Origin of the sequence: Agromyces fucosus, from assembly GCF_004134865.1 — a bacterium.
GTDB classification, from domain to species: Bacteria; Actinomycetota; Actinomycetes; order Actinomycetales; family Microbacteriaceae; genus Agromyces; species Agromyces fucosus.
The window spans coordinates 25,249-41,309 of the sequence record NZ_SDPO01000002.1 but is presented as its reverse complement, the minus strand read 5'-3'; the positions used below and the strand labels follow the sequence as shown (position 1 = coordinate 41,309).

The window sequence follows — 16,061 nt, the reverse complement described above, 5'->3', positions numbered from 1 at the left end:
CGTCAGCTGCCGAGCAGCCCTCTGATGTCGTCGGCGGTGAGGGTCTCGCTGAAGAGCTCGCCGTCGTCCATGAGCGACGAGACGAGCTTCGCCTTGCGGGCCTTCAGCGCCATGACCTTCTCCTCGATCGTGCCCTCGGCGACCATGCGGTAGACGTTCACCGACTTCGACTGGCCGATGCGGTGCGCGCGGTCGACGGCCTGCGCCTCGCTCGCGGGGTTCCACCAGGGGTCGAGGAGGAACACGTAGTCGGCCTCGGTGAGATTCAGCCCGAAGCCGCCCGCCTTCAGGCTGATCAGGAACACGGGAGCATCGCCTTCGCGGAACTTCGCGATGACGTCGCCGCGCCGAGTGGTCGAGCCGTCGAGGTAGGCGTAGGGCACTCCCGCTGCATCCAGCCGTGCGGCCGCGATCTGCAGGAACGACGTGAACTGGCTGAAGACGAGCGCGCGGTGCCCCTCGGCGACCACCTCGTCGAGCTGGTCGAAGAGGGCGTCGAGCTTCGCCGACGGCACCTCTGCGTACTGCTCGGGGTCGATGAGCGCGGCGTGCAGGCTCAGCATGCGCAGCAGCGTGAGCGAGCGGAACACGGTGAACCGGTTGCGATCGAGGTCGTCGATGAGGCCGAGCAGCTTCTGCCGCTCGAGCTGCAGGAACGCGTCGTAGACCCGCTGGTGCTCGGGGTCGAGCTGCACGGTCAGCACCTGCTCCTGCTTCGGCGGCAGTTCGGGCGCGACGACGTCCTTCGTGCGGCGCAGCATGAACGGCCGGATGCGCCGGCGCAGGGTCGCCAGTCGCTCGGCGTGGTGGTCGTTCTCGATCGGCCTGGCGAACCGCTCCGCGAAGCCGCGGGCCGAGGGGAAGAGCCCGGGCGCGACGATCTTCAGCAGCGCCCACAGCTCCATCAGGTTGTTCTCGACGGGCGTGCCGGTGACGGCGAGGCGGAACGGCGCACGGATGTCGCGGGCCGCCGCGTTCGCCTTCGACGAGTGGTTCTTCACGAACTGCGCCTCGTCGAGCACGAGCCCGGCCCAGTCGAGGCCGGCGAACTCCGGGGCGTCGAGACGGAGGATCGCGTAGCTCGTCACGACGATGTCGGCGCGCGCCGCGACATCCGAGAGTCGGGTGCCGCTGGCCGCCCGCGTGGCGGTGACGGTCTCGACGCGCAGGCCCGGCACGAAGCGCGCGGCCTCCGCCGCCCAGTTCGAGACGACCGAGGTGGGCGCCACGACGAGGAACGGGCGCCGCTCGCCTTCGGGCGCGGTCTCGGCGGCGTGCGCGATGAGTGCGAGCGTCTGCGCGGTCTTGCCGAGACCCATGTCGTCGGCGAGGATGCCGCCGAGACCGTGCCGGTGCAGGAACGCGAGCCAGCGGAACCCGGCGAGCTGGTACGGACGGAGCTCCATCGCGAGCCCGGCCGGCGGGGCGACGTCCTCGACGCCGTCGGCCGCATGCAGCCCGGCGACGGTGTCGCGCCAGGCCACGGCCGTCTCCGACTGGTCGGCGAGGTCCTCGAACTCCGCCCAGAGACTCGTCTGGTAGCGGCTGATGGTGAGGCCGGCCTCCCACTCGCGGAGCGACCCGGCCTCCTCGATGAGCTCGCGCAGCGGATCGAACACCGGCTGCTTGAGCGAGAGGTAGCTGCCGTCGATGAGGAGGAGCTTCGCCCGGCCCTTCGCGAGCGCACTGAACAGCGGCCCGAACGGCACCTTCTTGCCCTCGACCGTGACGACGACGCCGAGGTCGAACCAGTCGGTGCGGTCGCTCTCGACCGTCGTGACGGTGAGCGTCGGCGCCTCGACGAGCTCGCGGTACGCGGGCGGGTCGCCGACGACATCGACGCGGAGCCGGTCGAGCTCCTGCAGTCGCGGCAGGAGCCTCGCGGTGAACTCGGCGCTCGCGAGCCCGCGCAGCTCCGCCTCGGGGCGCAGCCGCGGCTCGGTGCCGGGCGTGACAGCCGGCAGCCCGGCGGGGTCGCCGGCGAGCAGGGCGGCAGCGGATGTCGCGACGAGCCGCTCCCGTTCGGGATCATGGAACTCGGCATCTGGGGCGTCGAGCGTGAGCCGGCGGCCGCCGTCGGCCTCCCACTGCCACTCGAGGCGCACGACGTGGTTCGGCTCGTGGCGCATCGTGGCCACGAGCGTCGCGAGCGGCAACTCCGGCAGCGGGAAGCTGCCGTCGCCGCTCGCGAGGCGGAGCGACCGTGCGAGGGGTGCGTACTGCTCCTCGACGAAGGTCGGGATCTCGGCGGCGGGAACGATGATGGGCGAACGTCGGCGCACGGCGGCGCGGCCGGCCGTCGTGAGCGGCGCGGCGAGGGGAGCGAGCGTGATCGTGCCGGCGGCGAAGTCGAATGCGTAGACGCCGTGGTCGCCGATGAGCCGCACGAGCTCGGTCGGGTAGCTGCGGCCGCCGACGGTGACCGATGGAGTCAGCACGAGGTCGGTACCGGTCTCGAGAGCCGGCGCGGCGTCAGCCCCCGGTGCCGCGGTCGGGATCGCGTGCGCCCCGGACCCCTGTCCGTCGCCGGGCGCGGCCGGTGCGTGGCGGGCGTCGAGCCCGATCACCGCCGGCTTCGCGATGTCGATCACCGTGCGCGCAGTGCCGCCGACGAGGGCGATGCCGAGTCGCGGTGCCGCCTCGAGCAGCGCCCACAGGGTGCGGCTCTCGTACTCGTCGAGCGAGATCCACGCCGAGCCGTACTCGGCGAACGCGGAGTGCCTCGTGCCCTTCAGCAGCGAGAACTCGGCGAACCACCGCGCCTGCGCCGGGTCGAACCCGCCGGCGCGGCCCTGGAATCCGACGTTCTGCCACGTGAGGCTGCCCTTGATCCAGCCGCCGCGGGTGCCGCGCGTGACCGGGCGAACGGCGAGGCGGTCGACGGATGCCGCCGACGACGCGGGTTCGTCGCGGGCGGTCTGGCGGGCACTCGCCTTGCGGGAGACGCGCTCGCGCAGCTCGAACTGGAGCGCGAGCGGTTGGCGGACGGCCGAGTCATCCGCCGGCCCGTCGGACCCGTGCGCGGTGCCGGCGAGCGCTGCCAGTTCGCCGCGCCATCCGCTCGCCGCCGCGCTCGCCGCATCGCGGGTCTCGCTGTCGACGGCCTCGGCCTGCTCTCGCTTGTGGCGCTCGGCCGAGGCGATCAGGGTCGCCGCGACGTGCTTGCAGTTGCGCCCCACCGGGCACGTGCACGAGCCCGCGAGGATCGTCGCCCGCCCCGGCATGCCGAGGTCGAGCCTGACGGTCGAACGGTACGGGTCGGGCGCCGTGCCGCGCACGTCGGCGCTCAGCCGGAAATGGGCGGGATCCCAGTTCAACGAGACGACCGCCCCGGCGCGCTCGGCGGTGCGGCCGCGGCTCAGGTTCAACGGACCGACGAACCTCGCGATCGCGAGCTCCTCCACGAACGGGTACGTGTCGACGGGCATCCTTCAATCGTCGCACCCCGCGAGGGTCCGAATTGACGCGCTCGTCCGCGTGCACGGCCGAGGGGAGCCGACGAGCAGGTCAGTCGACGTCCCGGCCGGCGGGGTGCGACGCCGCCGATGCCCGGATGCGGGCGATGCGCCGGGCCGCCCAGCGTCCGCTGAGCGGTCCGATGACGATGAGGAGCGCCCACGTGTACCGCGCCCAGTCGGTGCCCACGAGGTAGGCGACCGGAATGGAGGCGAGGAAGACGATCGGCGTCGTGAGCGTGTCGATGAATTTCACGGTGTCCGCACGTCGCGGCAACGGGTCGCGGAGCACGCCGTCGTGGCGCGCAACGAAGAAGACCGCCGCCTGCGCCAGCACGGCGGCGCTGATGTTCAGCGCGTAGACCGTCACGGTGAGCGGCTCGTCGGCCAGCTCGACGTCGCTGACGCCCTGCGTCGAGAAGGGGATCAGCACGACGAAGGCGATCGCGACGAGGTTCGCGGTGATGGTCGACGGCGTGATCGCGCTGAAGCCCGCGACGATGCGGTGGTTCGTACGCCAGAACACGGCGATCACCGCGAAGCTGATGCCGAATCCGAGGAGCTGCCACCCGAGCCCGCTCGCGAGCAGCGTCGACAGGTTCCGCCAGGCGGATGCCTCGGGCGGATCGATGTTGACGACGAGCAGCGTGAGGGCGATCGCATACACGGCGTCGAGGAAGGCGAAGGTGCGCGCGAACTCGACGCTCTCGCGTTCGTAGCGGTGAGCGGTGCCAGTGGCCGTGGTCACGAGGATGCCGCCGCCTCAGCCGAGCACGTCGTCGAGGTCGTACGCCACCGGTCGCTCGATCTGCTCGAAGGTGCACGAGCGCGGCTCGCGGTCGGGTCGCCACCGCTCGAACTGCGCGGTGTGGCGGAACCGGTCGCCCTCGAGCTGGTCGTAGCGGACCTCGGCGACGAGCTCCGGTCGCAACTGCACGAACGACACGTCGCGGCCCGACGAGAAGCGACTGCGGTCCGTCTCGCCCGTGACCATCCCGCCGTCGTCGTCGCGAACGACATAAGGCTCGAGCTCGTCGATGAGCTCGAGCCGCCGGGCGTTGCTGAACGCCGACATGCCGCCGACGTTCCGGAGGCGCCCCTCGTCGTCGTACAGCCCGAGGAGGATCGAGCCGACGCCGTTGCCCGAAGCGTGGATGCGGTAGCCCAGCGCGACGACGTCGGCGGTGCGATGGTGCTTCGCCTTCAGCATCACGCGCTTCCCGGGAGAGTACGGCGCGGCGAGCGGCTTCGCCACGACCCCGTCGAGGCCGGCTCCCTCGAACTCCTCGAGCCACCGCCGCGCGAGCGCGACATCGGTCGTGATGCGGGTCAGCCGGATCGGGTCGCCGATGCCGCCGACGAGTCGTTCGAGCGCGGCGCGGCGCTCGGAGAACGGCCGGTCGAGCAGGGAGACGCCGTCGGCCTCGATGAGGTCGAACGCCACGAACATCGCGGGGGTCTCGCGTGCCAGGAGCTCGACCCGGCTCGCGGCCGGGTGGATGCGCTGCGAGAGCGCCTCCCAGTCGAGGCGCGCCTGCCCCGTGCGGGCGGTCGAGATGACGATCTCGCCGTCGAGCACGCAGGGCGCCGGCAGCAGGCGTGCGAACGCCTCGACGAGCTCTGGGAAGTAGCGGGTGAGCGGTTTCGCACCGCGGCTGCCGATCTCGACGTCGTGACCGTCGAACGACACGATGCCGCGGAATCCGTCCCACTTCGGCTCGTAGGCGAGGCCGCCCTCGACCGAGTCGGGATCGGGCACGCCGGGCACGGCCTTCGCGAGCATGGGGGCGACGATCTCGTTGGGCGCCATGCCGTCCACGATAGGGCGGGTCGGGCCGGCTGGCGAGGGTTCGCGGCATCCGCTCGCGACGCGGCCGCCCGCGCGAGCCTCAGATGACCGCGCGGAGCCCCGCCGACAGCGCCGTGTGGTGCTCGAAGACGAGGTTCGTCTCGGTGAGGGCGACCGCCGGGTTCGCCGAGAGGTTCTTCAGCACGAACTGGCGCACGTGCTCGCTGTCGCGCACGCGCACATGGATGAGGAAGTCCTCCGAGCCGCCGAGGAAGAAGAGCTGCGAGACCTCGGGTTGCGTGCGGAGCTCGTCGGAGATCTGCTCCATGAGGTGTCGGGCACCGGGCCGGATGCGCACGCTCACGAGCGCCTGGAGGTGGTAGCCGAGCGCCGCGGGATCGATCTCGGCGGTGTAGCGCACGATGACGCCGCGTTCACGGAGCGAGCGCACGCGGGCGAGGCAGGTCGAGGGGGAGACGCCGACGGCACGGGCGAGGTCCACGTTCGGGATGCGCGCGTTCTCGTGCAGTCGGGCGATGATCTGGCGGTCGATCGCGTCGAGCACGACGGGCGTGGGCTCAGCGCCGGGTGCGCTGATCTGCGGTGCATCGGGCATCGAGACATCCTTGATTCGAATGAGTGCAGCGGATGTCGCGATTCTATCGAATTCTGTGCGGTCGACCTGTCGGCGTGGCGAATAAGCGGCGAGAATAATGCCACTTGTCACCACGACATTCGAAACACAGCAACGGAGCAAACCCCATGCGCATCGGCGTGCCTGCAGAGATCAAGAACAACGAGTTCCGCGTCGCGATGACGCCCGCGGGCGTGCACGCGCTCGCGACCCGCGGCCACGAGGTCGCCATCCAGGCGGGTGCAGGCACCGGTGCCGGCTACGCCGACGCCGAGTACGCCGAGGCCGGCGCGACGATCGTGGCGACTGCCGACGAGGCGTGGTCGGCCGAACTCGTGCTGAAGGTCAAGGAGCCGATCGCGGCCGAGTACGGCTTCCTCCGCGACGACCTCACGCTCTTCACCTACCTCCACCTCGCGGCCGACCTGCCGCTGACCCGGGCGATCCTCGACTCGGGCGTCACCGCGATCGCCTACGAGACGGTGCAGCTCGCCGACCGCTCGCTGCCGCTGCTCACCCCCATGAGCGAGGTCGCGGGTCGTCTCGCCCCCCAGGTCGGCGCTGCCGAGCTGCTCGCCTCGAAGGGCGGCCGCGGCGTGCTGCTCGCGGGCGTGCCGGGCACCTCGCCCGCCAAGGTCGTCGTCATCGGCGGCGGCGTCGCGGGCGAGCAGGCCGCGGCGACCGCGCTGGGCCTCGGCGCCGACGTCACCGTCTTCGACATCTCGCTGCCGAAGCTGCGCGAGATCGACGCGCGCTACGACCACCGCATCCACACGCTCGCCTCATCGCCGTACGAGATCGCGCGCCAGCTGAAGGACGCCGACCTCGTCGTCGGCGCCGTGCTCGTGCCGGGCGCCGCCGCGCCGAAGGTCGTCAGCGACGCGATGGTGGCGGCCATGAAGCCGGGCTCCGTGCTCGTCGACATCGCGATCGACCAGGGCGGATGCTTCGAGGGCTCGCGCCCGACCACGCACGCCGAACCGACCTTCCGCGTGCACGACGCCATCTACTACTGCGTCGCCAACATGCCGGGCGCCGTGCCCGCGACGTCGACACCGGCGCTCACGAACGCGACGCTGCCGTACACGCTGAAGATCGCCGACCTCGGCTGGGAGGCCGCGCTCGCCGCGGACCCCGCGCTCGCCAAGGGCCTGAACGCGACCGCCGGCAAGCTCACGAACGAGGGCGTCGCCGCCGCGCACGGGCTCGAGCTCGCCTCGATCTGATCGGGCCACGCCGCGGCGGTGCCTCAGGCATCCGCCGCGGCGGCTCGGTCGGTCGGCCGACCGGCTCAGGAGAGCGTGAGGAAGAGCTTCTCGAGTTCGTCGACGCTGAGGCGGCCCGAGGCATCCGTCGTCTGCGGCTCGTCGGGCTCGGCGAGGCACTCGCGCATGGCCGTGGAGATGACCGCGAAGCCGGCCTTGTCGAGCGCGCTCGACACTGCTGAAAGCTGGGTGACGACCGTGCGGCAGTCGGCTCCCGACTCCACGGCGTCGATGACGGCGTTCAGCTGACCCCTCGCGCGCTTGAGGCGATTGGCGATGCGGCGCTGCGCGGCGGCCTTCGATTCTGTCGACGTCATGACGCGCCGCCGAGCGTGACGGGCAGCCCCGCCCGGTGCCACGCCACGATGCCGCCGTCGATGTTCACCGCGTCGACGCCGCGGCTCTCCAGGTACTGCACGGCCTGGGCGCTCCGACCGCCCACGTGGCAGAGCACGTAGACGGTCGTGTCGCTCGGCACCTCTTCGACTCGCTCGACGAGCTCGCCGAGCGGGATGTCGAGCGTGCCCTCGATGCGGGCCTGGGCGAGTTCGCCGGGTTCGCGCACATCGAGGATGACGGCGTCGGCGATCGCGTGGACGTCGTTCGGGGTGGTGGATCGCATCTGGGGCTCCTGTTTCGGTTCGGGCTGGGTGCAGGCTGGACGGATCAGGCCGCGAGCGGCAGTTCGGCGAGGGCGCGCGCGCGTCGGCCGTCGCGCCAGGTGAGGTAGCCGCCGTCGAGGTTCACGACGTCGTGGCCGAGCTCGGAGAGCAGGCGGGCCGCCGTGTGCGCGCCCTGTCCGACGCGGCACTGCACGACGATCCGCCGGCCGGTGAACTCCGCGTGGCGCTCTCGGAGCGACTCCACCGGGATCCACTGGGCGCCCGGGATACGCCCTTCGGCGAGCTGGGCCTCGGCCCGCACATCGACGAGCACCGCTCCCGCCGCGAGCTCCCGGTCGAGTTCGTGCCACTGGATGACGCGGTCCTCACCGCTCGCGAGGTTGCGCGCGACGTAGCCGAGCATGTTGATCGGGTCCTTCGCCGAGCCGTACTGCGGCGCGTAGGCGAGTTCGAGATCGGCGAGGGCGGATGCCGCGAGCCCGACGCTCATCGCGGTGGCGATGACGTCGATGCGCTTGTCGACGCCGTCGGTGCCGACCACCTGTGCGCCGAGGATGCGGTCGTCATGGGCGTCGACCACGAGCTTCATCGAGAGCGGCACCGCGCCGGGGTAGTAGCTCGCGTGCGAGAACGGGTGGGTGTGGATGACGCGGACCTCGCGACCGCGCCGGCGGGCGACGCGCTCCGACCAGCCGACGCTCGCCGCGGTGAGGCCGGCGGCATCGACGATCGACGTGCCGAGTGCGGGACGTGCCGGCGTGGCGCCTCCGGCGATCGCGTCGGCGACGGCGCGGCCGTGGCGGTTCGCGAGCCCGGCGAGGGTCGCGAGCGTTCCGCTGCCGTCGATCGCTTCCCGCTTCTCCGCTGCGTCGCCGATCGCGAAGATCGACGGGTCGCTCGTGCGGTGGAAGGCGTCGACCGCGATGCCTCCGCTCGCGCCGAGCTCGAGCCCGGCATCGGCGGCGAGGGATGCCTCGGGGGTGACGCCGATCGCGGCGATCACGAGTGCCGCGGGCAGCCGGCCGCCGTCGTCGAGCAGCACGTGGTCGACGCCGACCGCGGCGACGGCCCCGCCGAGGCGCACGTCGACGCCGAGACCGAGCAGGTGGTCGGCGATGGGCGAGGCCATCTCCTCGTCGAGCTCGGCGAGGAGATGGGTGCCGCGCTGCACGAGGGCGACGTCGAGTCCCCGCCGGTGCAGGTTGTCGGCCATCTCGATGCCGATGAAGCCGCCGCCGACGACCACGACGGAGCCGGCGGGCGGCACGTCGTCGAGGTCGGTCAAGATCCGGTCGAGGTCGTCGAGCGTGCGGAGGGTGCGCACCGGCGCGTCGGCGGCGGCATTCGCGAGCCGACGTGGTGCCGCGCCGGGGGAGAGCACGAGCTCGTCGTAGCCGATCTCCGCCGTCGCGCCGTCGTCGAGGCGGCGCACCGTCACGGTCTTCGCCGCGCGATCGATTGCCACGGCCTCGTGCCGCACCCGGGCGTCGATGCGGAACCGCGCGGCGAGGCGCTCGGGGCTCTGCAGCGAGAGTGCCTCCCGATCGGCGATCACGCCCGACACGTGGTAGGGCAGCCCGCAGTTGGCGAAGGAGACCTCGCTGCTGCGTTCGAGCACGATGATCTCGCGCTCCTCGTCGAGCCGGCGCAAGCGCGTCGCCGCGGACATGCCACCCGCGACACCGCCGATGATGACGGTCGTGCGCGGGGCGGTGGCGGGCGATTCGACGGCGGCGGCAGGGCGCTCGGGCAGTGCTGGACTCACCCGGGCGACGCTAGCACAATACCCTGGGGGTATCGAAAGCGCTCCGGATGCGGCGATGCTCCGAGGATTCCGCGTGATTCCACGTATGGTGTCCGTGTGCGGCGGCTCGATCGGAATCACGACGAGGAGGACATCCTCGACCCCGAGATCGATGCTGCCGCCGACGACCTCACCCCGGAACACATGCGACACGACATCACGAGCCCCGACGGATTGAGCCTCGGCGACCCCGACCTGGTCGCGGGCAACGTCGCCGAACCCGCCTGGCGGCGCTGGAACGCCGAGCTCGCCGCCGTCGGCGGACGCTCGCCGCTCGCCCGCTTCGTCGACACGCCTCACACACGCATCGAACTCTCCACGACGCACCCCGGCGGCCTGCCCCAGTTCATCACCGGCAAGTCGACCCTGCTCTCGAGCCTCATCCGCGACGAGCTGGCCCTCAGGAACGCGCGGCTCGCCGCAGCCGAGATCACGCAGAAGGGCATCGAACTGCGCTCGGTGCGCGGCATCGAGTCGGTGCACCTCGCGATCGGCCTCGCCTCGTGGCGCAACGCCGGCGAGGAGTTCCTGGCCCCGGTCCTCCTGCGTCCGCTCGCGATCCGTCGCTACGGCCGCGACTTCGAGCTGAAGCTCAAGGGGCAGCCGTTCCTGAACCCGGCGCTCGCCCGCGAGCTCCGCGAGCAGTTCCAGATCACGCTCGACGCCGACGCGTTCGTGGCGCTCGCGATCACGAACGGCGTGTTCAAGCCGCAGCCCGTCATCGACCGGCTTCGCGGCCTCACGAGCCACCTGCCCTGGTTCCACGTCGCGCCGCGCCTCGTCGTCTCCTCGTTCGCCGAAGTCGGCCCCGAGATGGCAGCGGATGCCGCGAAGCTCGAGCACCCCGTCATCGACGCGATCGCCGGCAACCCCGCGTCGCGCGCGTCGGTCGTCGCCGCCACAGGGGAGCGCGTGCGCGCGGTCTCGCAGGACGCGCGCCCGCCCTCGACCGACACGCTCCTCCTCGACGCCGACCCCGAGCAGGAACAGGCGGTCGCCGAGATCGAGGCTGGCACCTCGGTCGTCGTGAAGACGCTGCCCGGCACCGGCGGCACGCAGACCATCGTCAACGCGATCGGGGCGCTCGTCGCCAAGGACAAGCGCGTGCTCGTCGTCGGCGCGCGGCGAGCGAGCCTCGACGGCATCGCGCACCGCCTCGGGCAGGTCGGGCTCGGCGGCGCGGCCGTCACCACGGCCGGACTCCGTCGTGAACTGATCCAGTCGATCTCGCGCAACGAGAAGGCGGAGCGGCCGAGGGTCGCCGACGTCGACGACGCGCTCGTGCGCCTGCGCAAGGTGTTGCTCGACTACCGCTCCGCGCTCACCCGCAAGGACCCCGAGCTGCACGTCTCGGTGCTCGACGCGCTGGGCGAGCTCGCGAGCCTCGCGCTCGTGCCGAGCCCCCCGTCGACGACGGCGCGCCTCGACCATGCCGCGCTCGTGGCAGTCGCCGACCGTCGTGACGAGGTCGCCGGCGATCTCGCCCGAGCCGCCTCGCTCGGCGAGTTCCGCTACGGTCCCGGAGACTCGCCCTGGTACGGCGCCTCGTTCACCTCCTCCGAAGAGGCGACGGGTGCGCACGAGCTCGCGAAGCGACTCTCGCGCAGCGACCTGCCGCGACTGCTCGACCGTGGCCGAGCGCTCATCGCGCAGACCCGCCTGCGCGAGTTCGAGTCGGTCGCCGAGCTCGGCGTCTTCCTCCGACTGCTGCTCGACGTGCGCGAGACGCTCGACCGCTTCCAGCCCTCGGTCTTCGACCGGCCGCTCGGAGAGCTCATCGCGGCGACCTCGTCACGGCGCGACTCGCCCGGCATGTCCGGTGCGAACCGTCGGCGTCTGCGGCGGCACGCACTCGAGTTCGTGCGCCCCGGCGTGCACGTCTCCGACCTCAACTCGGCGCTCCGCGGCATCCAGCAGCAGCGCACGCTCTGGCAGCGGTACTCGGATGCCGGTGCGATCCCCGGCGTTCCCGTCGGCATCGACGACGTGCACGTCGCATACCAGCAGGTCGTCGCCGACCTCGGGGCGCTCGACGCGCCGCTCGGTGTCGTCGGCACCTCTCGCCAGCTCGCCTCCCGCCCGATTCGGGAACTCACGTCGGCGCTCGAAGGGCTCGCCGCCGAGTCCGAGGTGCTGACGAACCTGCAGGAGCGCACGGCGGTGCTCGGGCGCCTGCGCGACCTCGGCCTCGACCCGCTGCTGCTCGACCTCGCCAAGCGGCACGTGCCCGAGCGCGCGGTCGCGGCGGAACTCGAGCTCGCCTGGTGGCAGTCGGTGCTGGAATCGGTGCTCGCGAACGAGAAGGCGCTGCTCGGTGCCAACACCTCGGTGCTCGACCGCCTCGAGGGCGACTTCCGACTCGTCGACGAGGCCCACGCCTCCGCCGCCGGCCCGCTCCTCGCCTGGCGGCTCGCCGAGAACTGGAAGGTGGCCCTCGTCGACCACGCCGACGAGGCCGGGCGACTGAAGCGGATGCTCCGCGGCGACCGGGTGCGTCCGGCGACGCTGCAGGCGGAGACGCCCCATCTCTTCCGCGCCCTCGCTCCGATCTGGCTCGCCTCACCGTACGACGTCGCCGCGATCGACGACTCGATAGGCTTCGACACGGTGATCCTCGTCGATGCCGGCGCCACGAGCATCGCCGAGAACCTCGGTGCGATCCGCCGCGCGAAGCAGGTCGTCGCATTCGGCGACCCGGTCACCCAGACGCCGACCCTCTTCGAGACCGGCCTCGACGACGTCGAACAGCCTCGTACGTCGTCGACCGAGCACGGCGTCGACGCCCTGCACGCCGACTCGGCGCTGGCCCGGCTCGGTGAGCTCCTGCCGACCCTCACCCTGACCCGCAGCTACCGGGCGGGCGGCGAAGACCTCGCCGAGCTCGTGAACAACCGCTTCTACGCCGGGCGCATCGTCTCGCTGCCGTGGGCGGGGAGCTTCCTCGGCCACGGCAGCCTCGGCCTGCACTACGTCTCGGGCAACGGCCTGCCCGACACCGTCACCGGCACCGTCGAGTCGATCGACTCCGAGGTCGCGAAGGTGGTCGAGCTCGTCATGGAGCACGCGGTCAAGCGCCCTCGCGAGTCCCTCATGGTCATCACCGCGAGCACGAAGCATGCCGCACGCGTGCACCAGGCGGTGCTCGCGGCGTTCGCGAAGCGTACCGATCTCTCCGACTTCATCCTGAAGGACCGTGCCGAGCCGTTCACGGTGCTCACCCTCGAGCAGGCCGTCGCGCAGAGCCGCGACCGGGTGATCTTCTCGGTGGGGTACGGGCGCACCCCGCACGGCCGGCTGCTCTCGAACTTCGGATCGCTCGGCGAGCCAGGTGGCGACCGGCTCCTCGCCGTCGGCATGACCCGCGCACGGCGCTCGATGGACGTCGTCTCGGCGTTCCGCCCCGAGGACATCGACGAGGACCGCCAGAGCCACGGCGTGCTCGCCCTCGCCAACGTGCTCACGCAGACCGAGGAGCGCGCGGCCGGACCCAGCGCGACCGGGGAAGCCCCCTCGATGCTGCACGACCTCGCCGCGCGGCTCGAGCGCCGCGGCGTGCGGGTCAGCGTCGGCCACCGCGGACGCCTCGCGCTCGCCGCCGCGAACGCCGGCAAGGCGGTCGTCGTCGAGACCGATGACGCACTCGCCGGCCTCAGCCTTCGCGAATCGCTTCGCCTGCGCCCCGACGTGCTGCGCCGTCTCGGCTGGCACTACCTGCGCGTGCACAGCTTCGAGCTCTTCGGGAATCCCGAGGCGGTCGCCTCGCGGGTCGCGTCACTGCTCGGGAGGCCGGACGCCGAGCGAACGGCGGATGTCGCGGCCGAACGCCGATGACCGAGGAACCGCGTCAGCGGGTCGAACGCGCCACCGGGCGGGCGCGCCGCGCGAGGCTCACGCCTGCGCCCGGTTCCGATCCGTCACCCGAAGTGCCGGTCGACCGGCTCGAAGCCCCTGAGCCGCGCACGGGGAAGGCCGGCCCCGGGACATCCGACGACGAACGCCTGACCCGCGACCGGCCCCCGCACTGGAAGCAGACCTGATCACTCGCGATGCGCGCCAGTGCCGGCGTCGGTGCTGCGCTCGGCGAGCAGGTCGCGGATCTGCGCGAGCACGGTGAGCTCGGTCTCAGGCTCCTCGGGGTCGGGCCGGCCCGCCTTGCGCTTGGCCTCCGCCCGCTCCTTGAAGTGGTTCATCGGCATGACGAACACGAAGTAGACGACGGCGGCGACGGCGAGGAACGAGATGATCGCCCCGATGATCGATCCGTAGGCGAACGTCGCGGGGCCGAGCTTGAAGGTGAGGTCGTCGAGGCTGTCGGCCTTGAAGAGCAGGCTGATCAGGGGATTGATGAGCCCTTCGACGATCGCGTTCACGACCGAGGTGAATGCGGCGCCGATGACCACCGCGACGGCGAGGTCGATGACGTTGCCCCGCATGATGAATTCCTTGAAGCCCTTGATCACGGCTCGCCCTTCGTCGATGGGGGATCCGAGTGCTCGGATCCGGGTGTCGTGGTTTCGACGGCCACCACGCTAGCCGACGGTCACTTCGACGAGGAGCCGCCCGACGACGTGGAGGAACCGGACCCCGACGACCCGCCGGAGGAGCTCGACGAACCCGAGCTCGATGAACTCGAGCTCGACGAGCTCGAGCTCGAGCTCGAGCTCGACGAGCTCGACGAGCCCGATGACGAACCGGAACCGGAACCGGAACCCGAGGAGCCCGAGCCGCCGTTGCGGGAATCGGTGCGGTAGAAGCCGGAGCCGTTGAAGGTCACGCCGATCGTGTTGAAGAGCTTGCGCAGCTTGCCGCCGCACACCTCGCAGACCGTGAGCGTGTCGTCGGTGAATGCCTGGTGGATGTCGAAGGCGTTGTCGCACTCGGTGCAACGGTAGGAGTACGTGGGCATGGAGCTTCTTCCGATTTCGGGTTTTCGACGGCGGTTCGCCGGTCAGAACGCGATGATGCGCGTGGGCGTCACGATGCCGTTCACGGGCTGGTCGTGGACCTCACGCGGCACGGTCTCGACGAACTCGCTGTCGAAGACCACGGCGTACACCGGAGGACATTTTCCCATCGATCCGAGGGTCTTGTCGAAATAGCCCCTGCCCCAGCCGAGGCGCATGCCCGTCGCGTCGATGGCGGCGGCCGGCACGATGATGAGATCGACGTCGTTGATCGCCATCGGCCCGAGCAGCTCGCCGACCGCCTCTGGCGTGCCGTGGAGGCCGAGCGTCTCGGTCTCCTCCTCGCCGACCGTCCAGTCGAGCAGGCCGTCTTCGCGTGTCACCGGGAACAGCACGCGGATGCCGCGCGCCTCGGCCCAGTTCACGAAGGGCCGGGTGTTCGGTTCGGTCGGCATCGAGAGGTAGCAGGAGATCGATTCCGCCTGCGTCGAGCCGATCAGCTCCTCGAGCCGGGCGGTGAAGCCCTCGGTCGCGAGTTCGCGCTCGTGAGCCGGCATGTTGCGGCGTCGCTCTCGCAACTCGGCGCGGAGGATCCGCTTGTCCACATCCGGATCGTCGGGCATGCCACACATCCTAGGACGATGCGGCCGGAACGCCTCAGAGGGGCGACGGGTACGCTGAGTCGCATGACTCAACGGATCACGAAGGCCGTCATTCCCGCTGCAGGGCTCGGCACTCGCTTCCTGCCCGCGACGAAGGCGATGCCGAAGGAGATGCTCCCGGTCGTCGACCGGCCGGCCATCCAGTACGTCGTCGAAGAGGCCGTCGAGGCCGGCCTCACCGACGTGCTGATGGTGACCGGGCGGAACAAGAACGCCCTCGAGAACCACTTCGACCGCGTCGCCGAACTCGAGGCGACCCTCGAGGCCAAGGGCGACACGGTCAAGCTCGCGAAGGTCACCGAGTCGACCGACCTCGCCGACATGCACTACGTGCGCCAGGGCGACCCGCTCGGCCTCGGACACGCGGTCCTGCGTGCCCACATGCACGTCGGCGACCAGCCGTTCGCCGTGCTCCTCGGCGACGACATCATCGACGCCCGCGACCCCCTCCTGACGCGCATGCTCGACGAGCAGGTGGCGCGGGACGCCTCGATCGTCGCGCTCCTCGAGGTCGATCCCGACTCCATCCACCTCTACGGCGCCGCAGCGGTCGAGGCGACCGACGACCCCGACGTCGTGCGCGTCACCGGCCTCGTCGAGAAGCCGGCGAAAGACGTCGCACCGTCGAACTACGCGGTCATCGGCCGCTACGTGCTGAAGCCCGAGGTCTTCGGCATCCTCGAGCAGACGCCTCCCGGCAAGGGCGGGGAGATCCAGCTGACCGACGCGCTCATGACCATGGCGGGCGACGTCGAGGGCACCGGCGGCGTGTACGGCGTCGTCTTCCGGGGGCGCCGGTACGACACGGGCGACAAGCTCGACTACATCAAGGCGGTCATCCAGCTCGCCGCCGATCGCGACGACCTCGGGCCGGATCTCCGCCCGTGGCTCATCGAGTACGCGGCAGGACTCGATACAGTCTGAG

At 71.3% G+C, this 16,061-nt stretch carries 14 protein-coding genes and 1 pseudogene; 5 read left to right on the top strand and 10 right to left on the bottom strand.

The genetic code is table 11. The annotated features are described in order from the left end of the window. Positions 1-2: 2 nt before the first annotated feature. The 4 genes from ESP57_RS05945 to ESP57_RS05930 all read right to left on the bottom strand — a co-directional run bounded on the left by ESP57_RS05945 (position 3) and on the right by ESP57_RS05930 (position 5,860). Positions 3-3,428, bottom strand: a complete 3,426-nt coding sequence (locus ESP57_RS05945; protein WP_129230914.1) for a DEAD/DEAH box helicase — start codon at positions 3,426-3,428, stop codon at positions 3-5. A gap of 79 nt (positions 3,429-3,507) precedes the next feature. Continuing rightward, positions 3,508-4,203 (bottom strand): TMEM175 family protein, encoded by a 696-nt coding sequence (locus tag ESP57_RS05940; RefSeq protein WP_165877389.1) that lies wholly within the window; start codon positions 4,201-4,203, stop codon positions 3,508-3,510. Positions 4,204-4,218: 15 nt separating this feature from the next. Further along, the gene (locus tag ESP57_RS05935; protein ID WP_165877388.1) at positions 4,219-5,265 is read right to left on the bottom strand and encodes an ATP-dependent DNA ligase; all 1,047 of its coding nucleotides are present in this window, start codon (positions 5,263-5,265) and stop codon (positions 4,219-4,221) included. Between the two features lie 79 nt (positions 5,266-5,344). After that, complete coding sequence (locus ESP57_RS05930) at positions 5,345-5,860, bottom strand: Lrp/AsnC family transcriptional regulator (protein ID WP_056004818.1); 516 nt, start codon at positions 5,858-5,860, stop codon at positions 5,345-5,347. 146 nt (positions 5,861-6,006) lie between these two features. On the opposite strand from ESP57_RS05930, the gene ald reads away from it, so the two are divergent. Continuing rightward, a complete protein-coding gene (gene ald / locus ESP57_RS05925) occupies positions 6,007-7,104 on the top strand; it encodes an alanine dehydrogenase (RefSeq protein WP_056004816.1) in 1,098 nt (365 codons plus the stop codon). A gap of 65 nt (positions 7,105-7,169) precedes the next feature. Here the strand turns inward: ald and ESP57_RS05920 are convergent, their stop codons facing one another. The 3 genes from ESP57_RS05920 to ESP57_RS05910 are packed head-to-tail and all read right to left on the bottom strand — an operon-like array spanning position 7,170 to position 9,531. Further along, positions 7,170-7,460, bottom strand: a complete 291-nt coding sequence (locus ESP57_RS05920) for a metal-sensitive transcriptional regulator (protein WP_129230912.1) — start codon at positions 7,458-7,460, stop codon at positions 7,170-7,172. Then, entirely contained in the window at positions 7,457-7,765 is a 309-nt protein-coding gene (locus tag ESP57_RS05915; RefSeq protein WP_056004812.1) for a rhodanese-like domain-containing protein, read from the bottom strand. Before ESP57_RS05915 ends, ESP57_RS05920 begins: the two co-directional genes overlap by 4 nt. Positions 7,766-7,809: 44 nt before the next feature. Then, entirely contained in the window at positions 7,810-9,531 is a 1,722-nt protein-coding gene (locus ESP57_RS05910; RefSeq protein WP_424219365.1) for an FAD-dependent oxidoreductase, read from the bottom strand. 96 nt (positions 9,532-9,627) lie between these two features. On the opposite strand from ESP57_RS05910, the gene ESP57_RS05905 reads away from it, so the two are divergent. Next, positions 9,628-13,401, top strand: a complete 3,774-nt coding sequence (locus ESP57_RS05905) for an AAA family ATPase (RefSeq protein WP_424219363.1) — start codon at positions 9,628-9,630, stop codon at positions 13,399-13,401. After that, the gene (locus tag ESP57_RS05900; protein ID WP_056004805.1) at positions 13,398-13,607 is read left to right on the top strand and encodes a hypothetical protein; all 210 of its coding nucleotides are present in this window, start codon (positions 13,398-13,400) and stop codon (positions 13,605-13,607) included. Before ESP57_RS05905 ends, ESP57_RS05900 begins: the two co-directional genes overlap by 4 nt. On the opposite strand, the gene mscL is transcribed toward ESP57_RS05900, so the two are convergent. Continuing rightward, positions 13,608-14,030: a large conductance mechanosensitive channel protein MscL gene (mscL, locus tag ESP57_RS05895; RefSeq protein ID WP_129230910.1), complete on the bottom strand. Its 423-nt coding sequence runs from the start codon at positions 14,028-14,030 to the stop codon at positions 13,608-13,610. 48 nt (positions 14,031-14,078) lie between these two features. Between mscL and ESP57_RS18880 the strand changes: the two genes are divergently transcribed. Beyond that, entirely contained in the window at positions 14,079-14,321 is a 243-nt protein-coding gene (locus tag ESP57_RS18880) for a hypothetical protein (RefSeq protein WP_341539086.1), read from the top strand. A gap of 14 nt (positions 14,322-14,335) precedes the next feature. Here ESP57_RS18880 and ESP57_RS18875 read toward each other — a convergent pair. Both ESP57_RS18875 and ESP57_RS05885 read right to left on the bottom strand, forming a co-directional pair. Further along, positions 14,336-14,476 (bottom strand): annotated as a pseudogene (locus ESP57_RS18875) (FmdB family zinc ribbon protein); the annotation flags it as partial. Between the two features lie 42 nt (positions 14,477-14,518). After that, positions 14,519-15,097, bottom strand: coding sequence for a 5-formyltetrahydrofolate cyclo-ligase (locus ESP57_RS05885; protein WP_056004799.1), 579 nt, complete (start codon positions 15,095-15,097; stop codon positions 14,519-14,521). Between the two features lie 63 nt (positions 15,098-15,160). Here ESP57_RS05885 and ESP57_RS05880 point away from each other — a divergent pair, with 63 nt between their 5' ends. After that, complete coding sequence (locus ESP57_RS05880; protein WP_056004797.1) at positions 15,161-16,060, top strand: UTP--glucose-1-phosphate uridylyltransferase; 900 nt, start codon at positions 15,161-15,163, stop codon at positions 16,058-16,060. Position 16,061: the final 1 nt, after the last annotated feature.

Excerpts from the sequence above, each read along its gene's own strand:
- ESP57_RS05880 (WP_056004797.1), top strand. The coding sequence starts at position 15,161 with ATGACTCAACGGATCACGAAGGCCGTCATTCCCGCTGCAGGGCTCGGC.
- ESP57_RS05900 (WP_056004805.1), top strand. The coding sequence starts at position 13,398 with ATGACCGAGGAACCGCGTCAGCGGGTCGAACGCGCCACCGGGCGGGCG.
- ESP57_RS05945 (WP_129230914.1), bottom strand. The coding sequence starts at position 3,428 with ATGCCCGTCGACACGTACCCGTTCGTGGAGGAGCTCGCGATCGCGAGG.
- ESP57_RS05920 (WP_129230912.1), bottom strand. The coding sequence starts at position 7,460 with ATGACGTCGACAGAATCGAAGGCCGCCGCGCAGCGCCGCATCGCCAAT.
- ESP57_RS05915 (WP_056004812.1), bottom strand. The coding sequence starts at position 7,765 with ATGCGATCCACCACCCCGAACGACGTCCACGCGATCGCCGACGCCGTC.
- ESP57_RS05885 (WP_056004799.1), bottom strand. The coding sequence starts at position 15,097 with ATGCCCGACGATCCGGATGTGGACAAGCGGATCCTCCGCGCCGAGTTG.
- ESP57_RS05930 (WP_056004818.1), bottom strand. The coding sequence starts at position 5,860 with ATGCCCGATGCACCGCAGATCAGCGCACCCGGCGCTGAGCCCACGCCC.
- ald (WP_056004816.1), top strand. The coding sequence starts at position 6,007 with ATGCGCATCGGCGTGCCTGCAGAGATCAAGAACAACGAGTTCCGCGTC.
- ESP57_RS05935 (WP_165877388.1), bottom strand. The coding sequence starts at position 5,265 with ATGGCGCCCAACGAGATCGTCGCCCCCATGCTCGCGAAGGCCGTGCCC.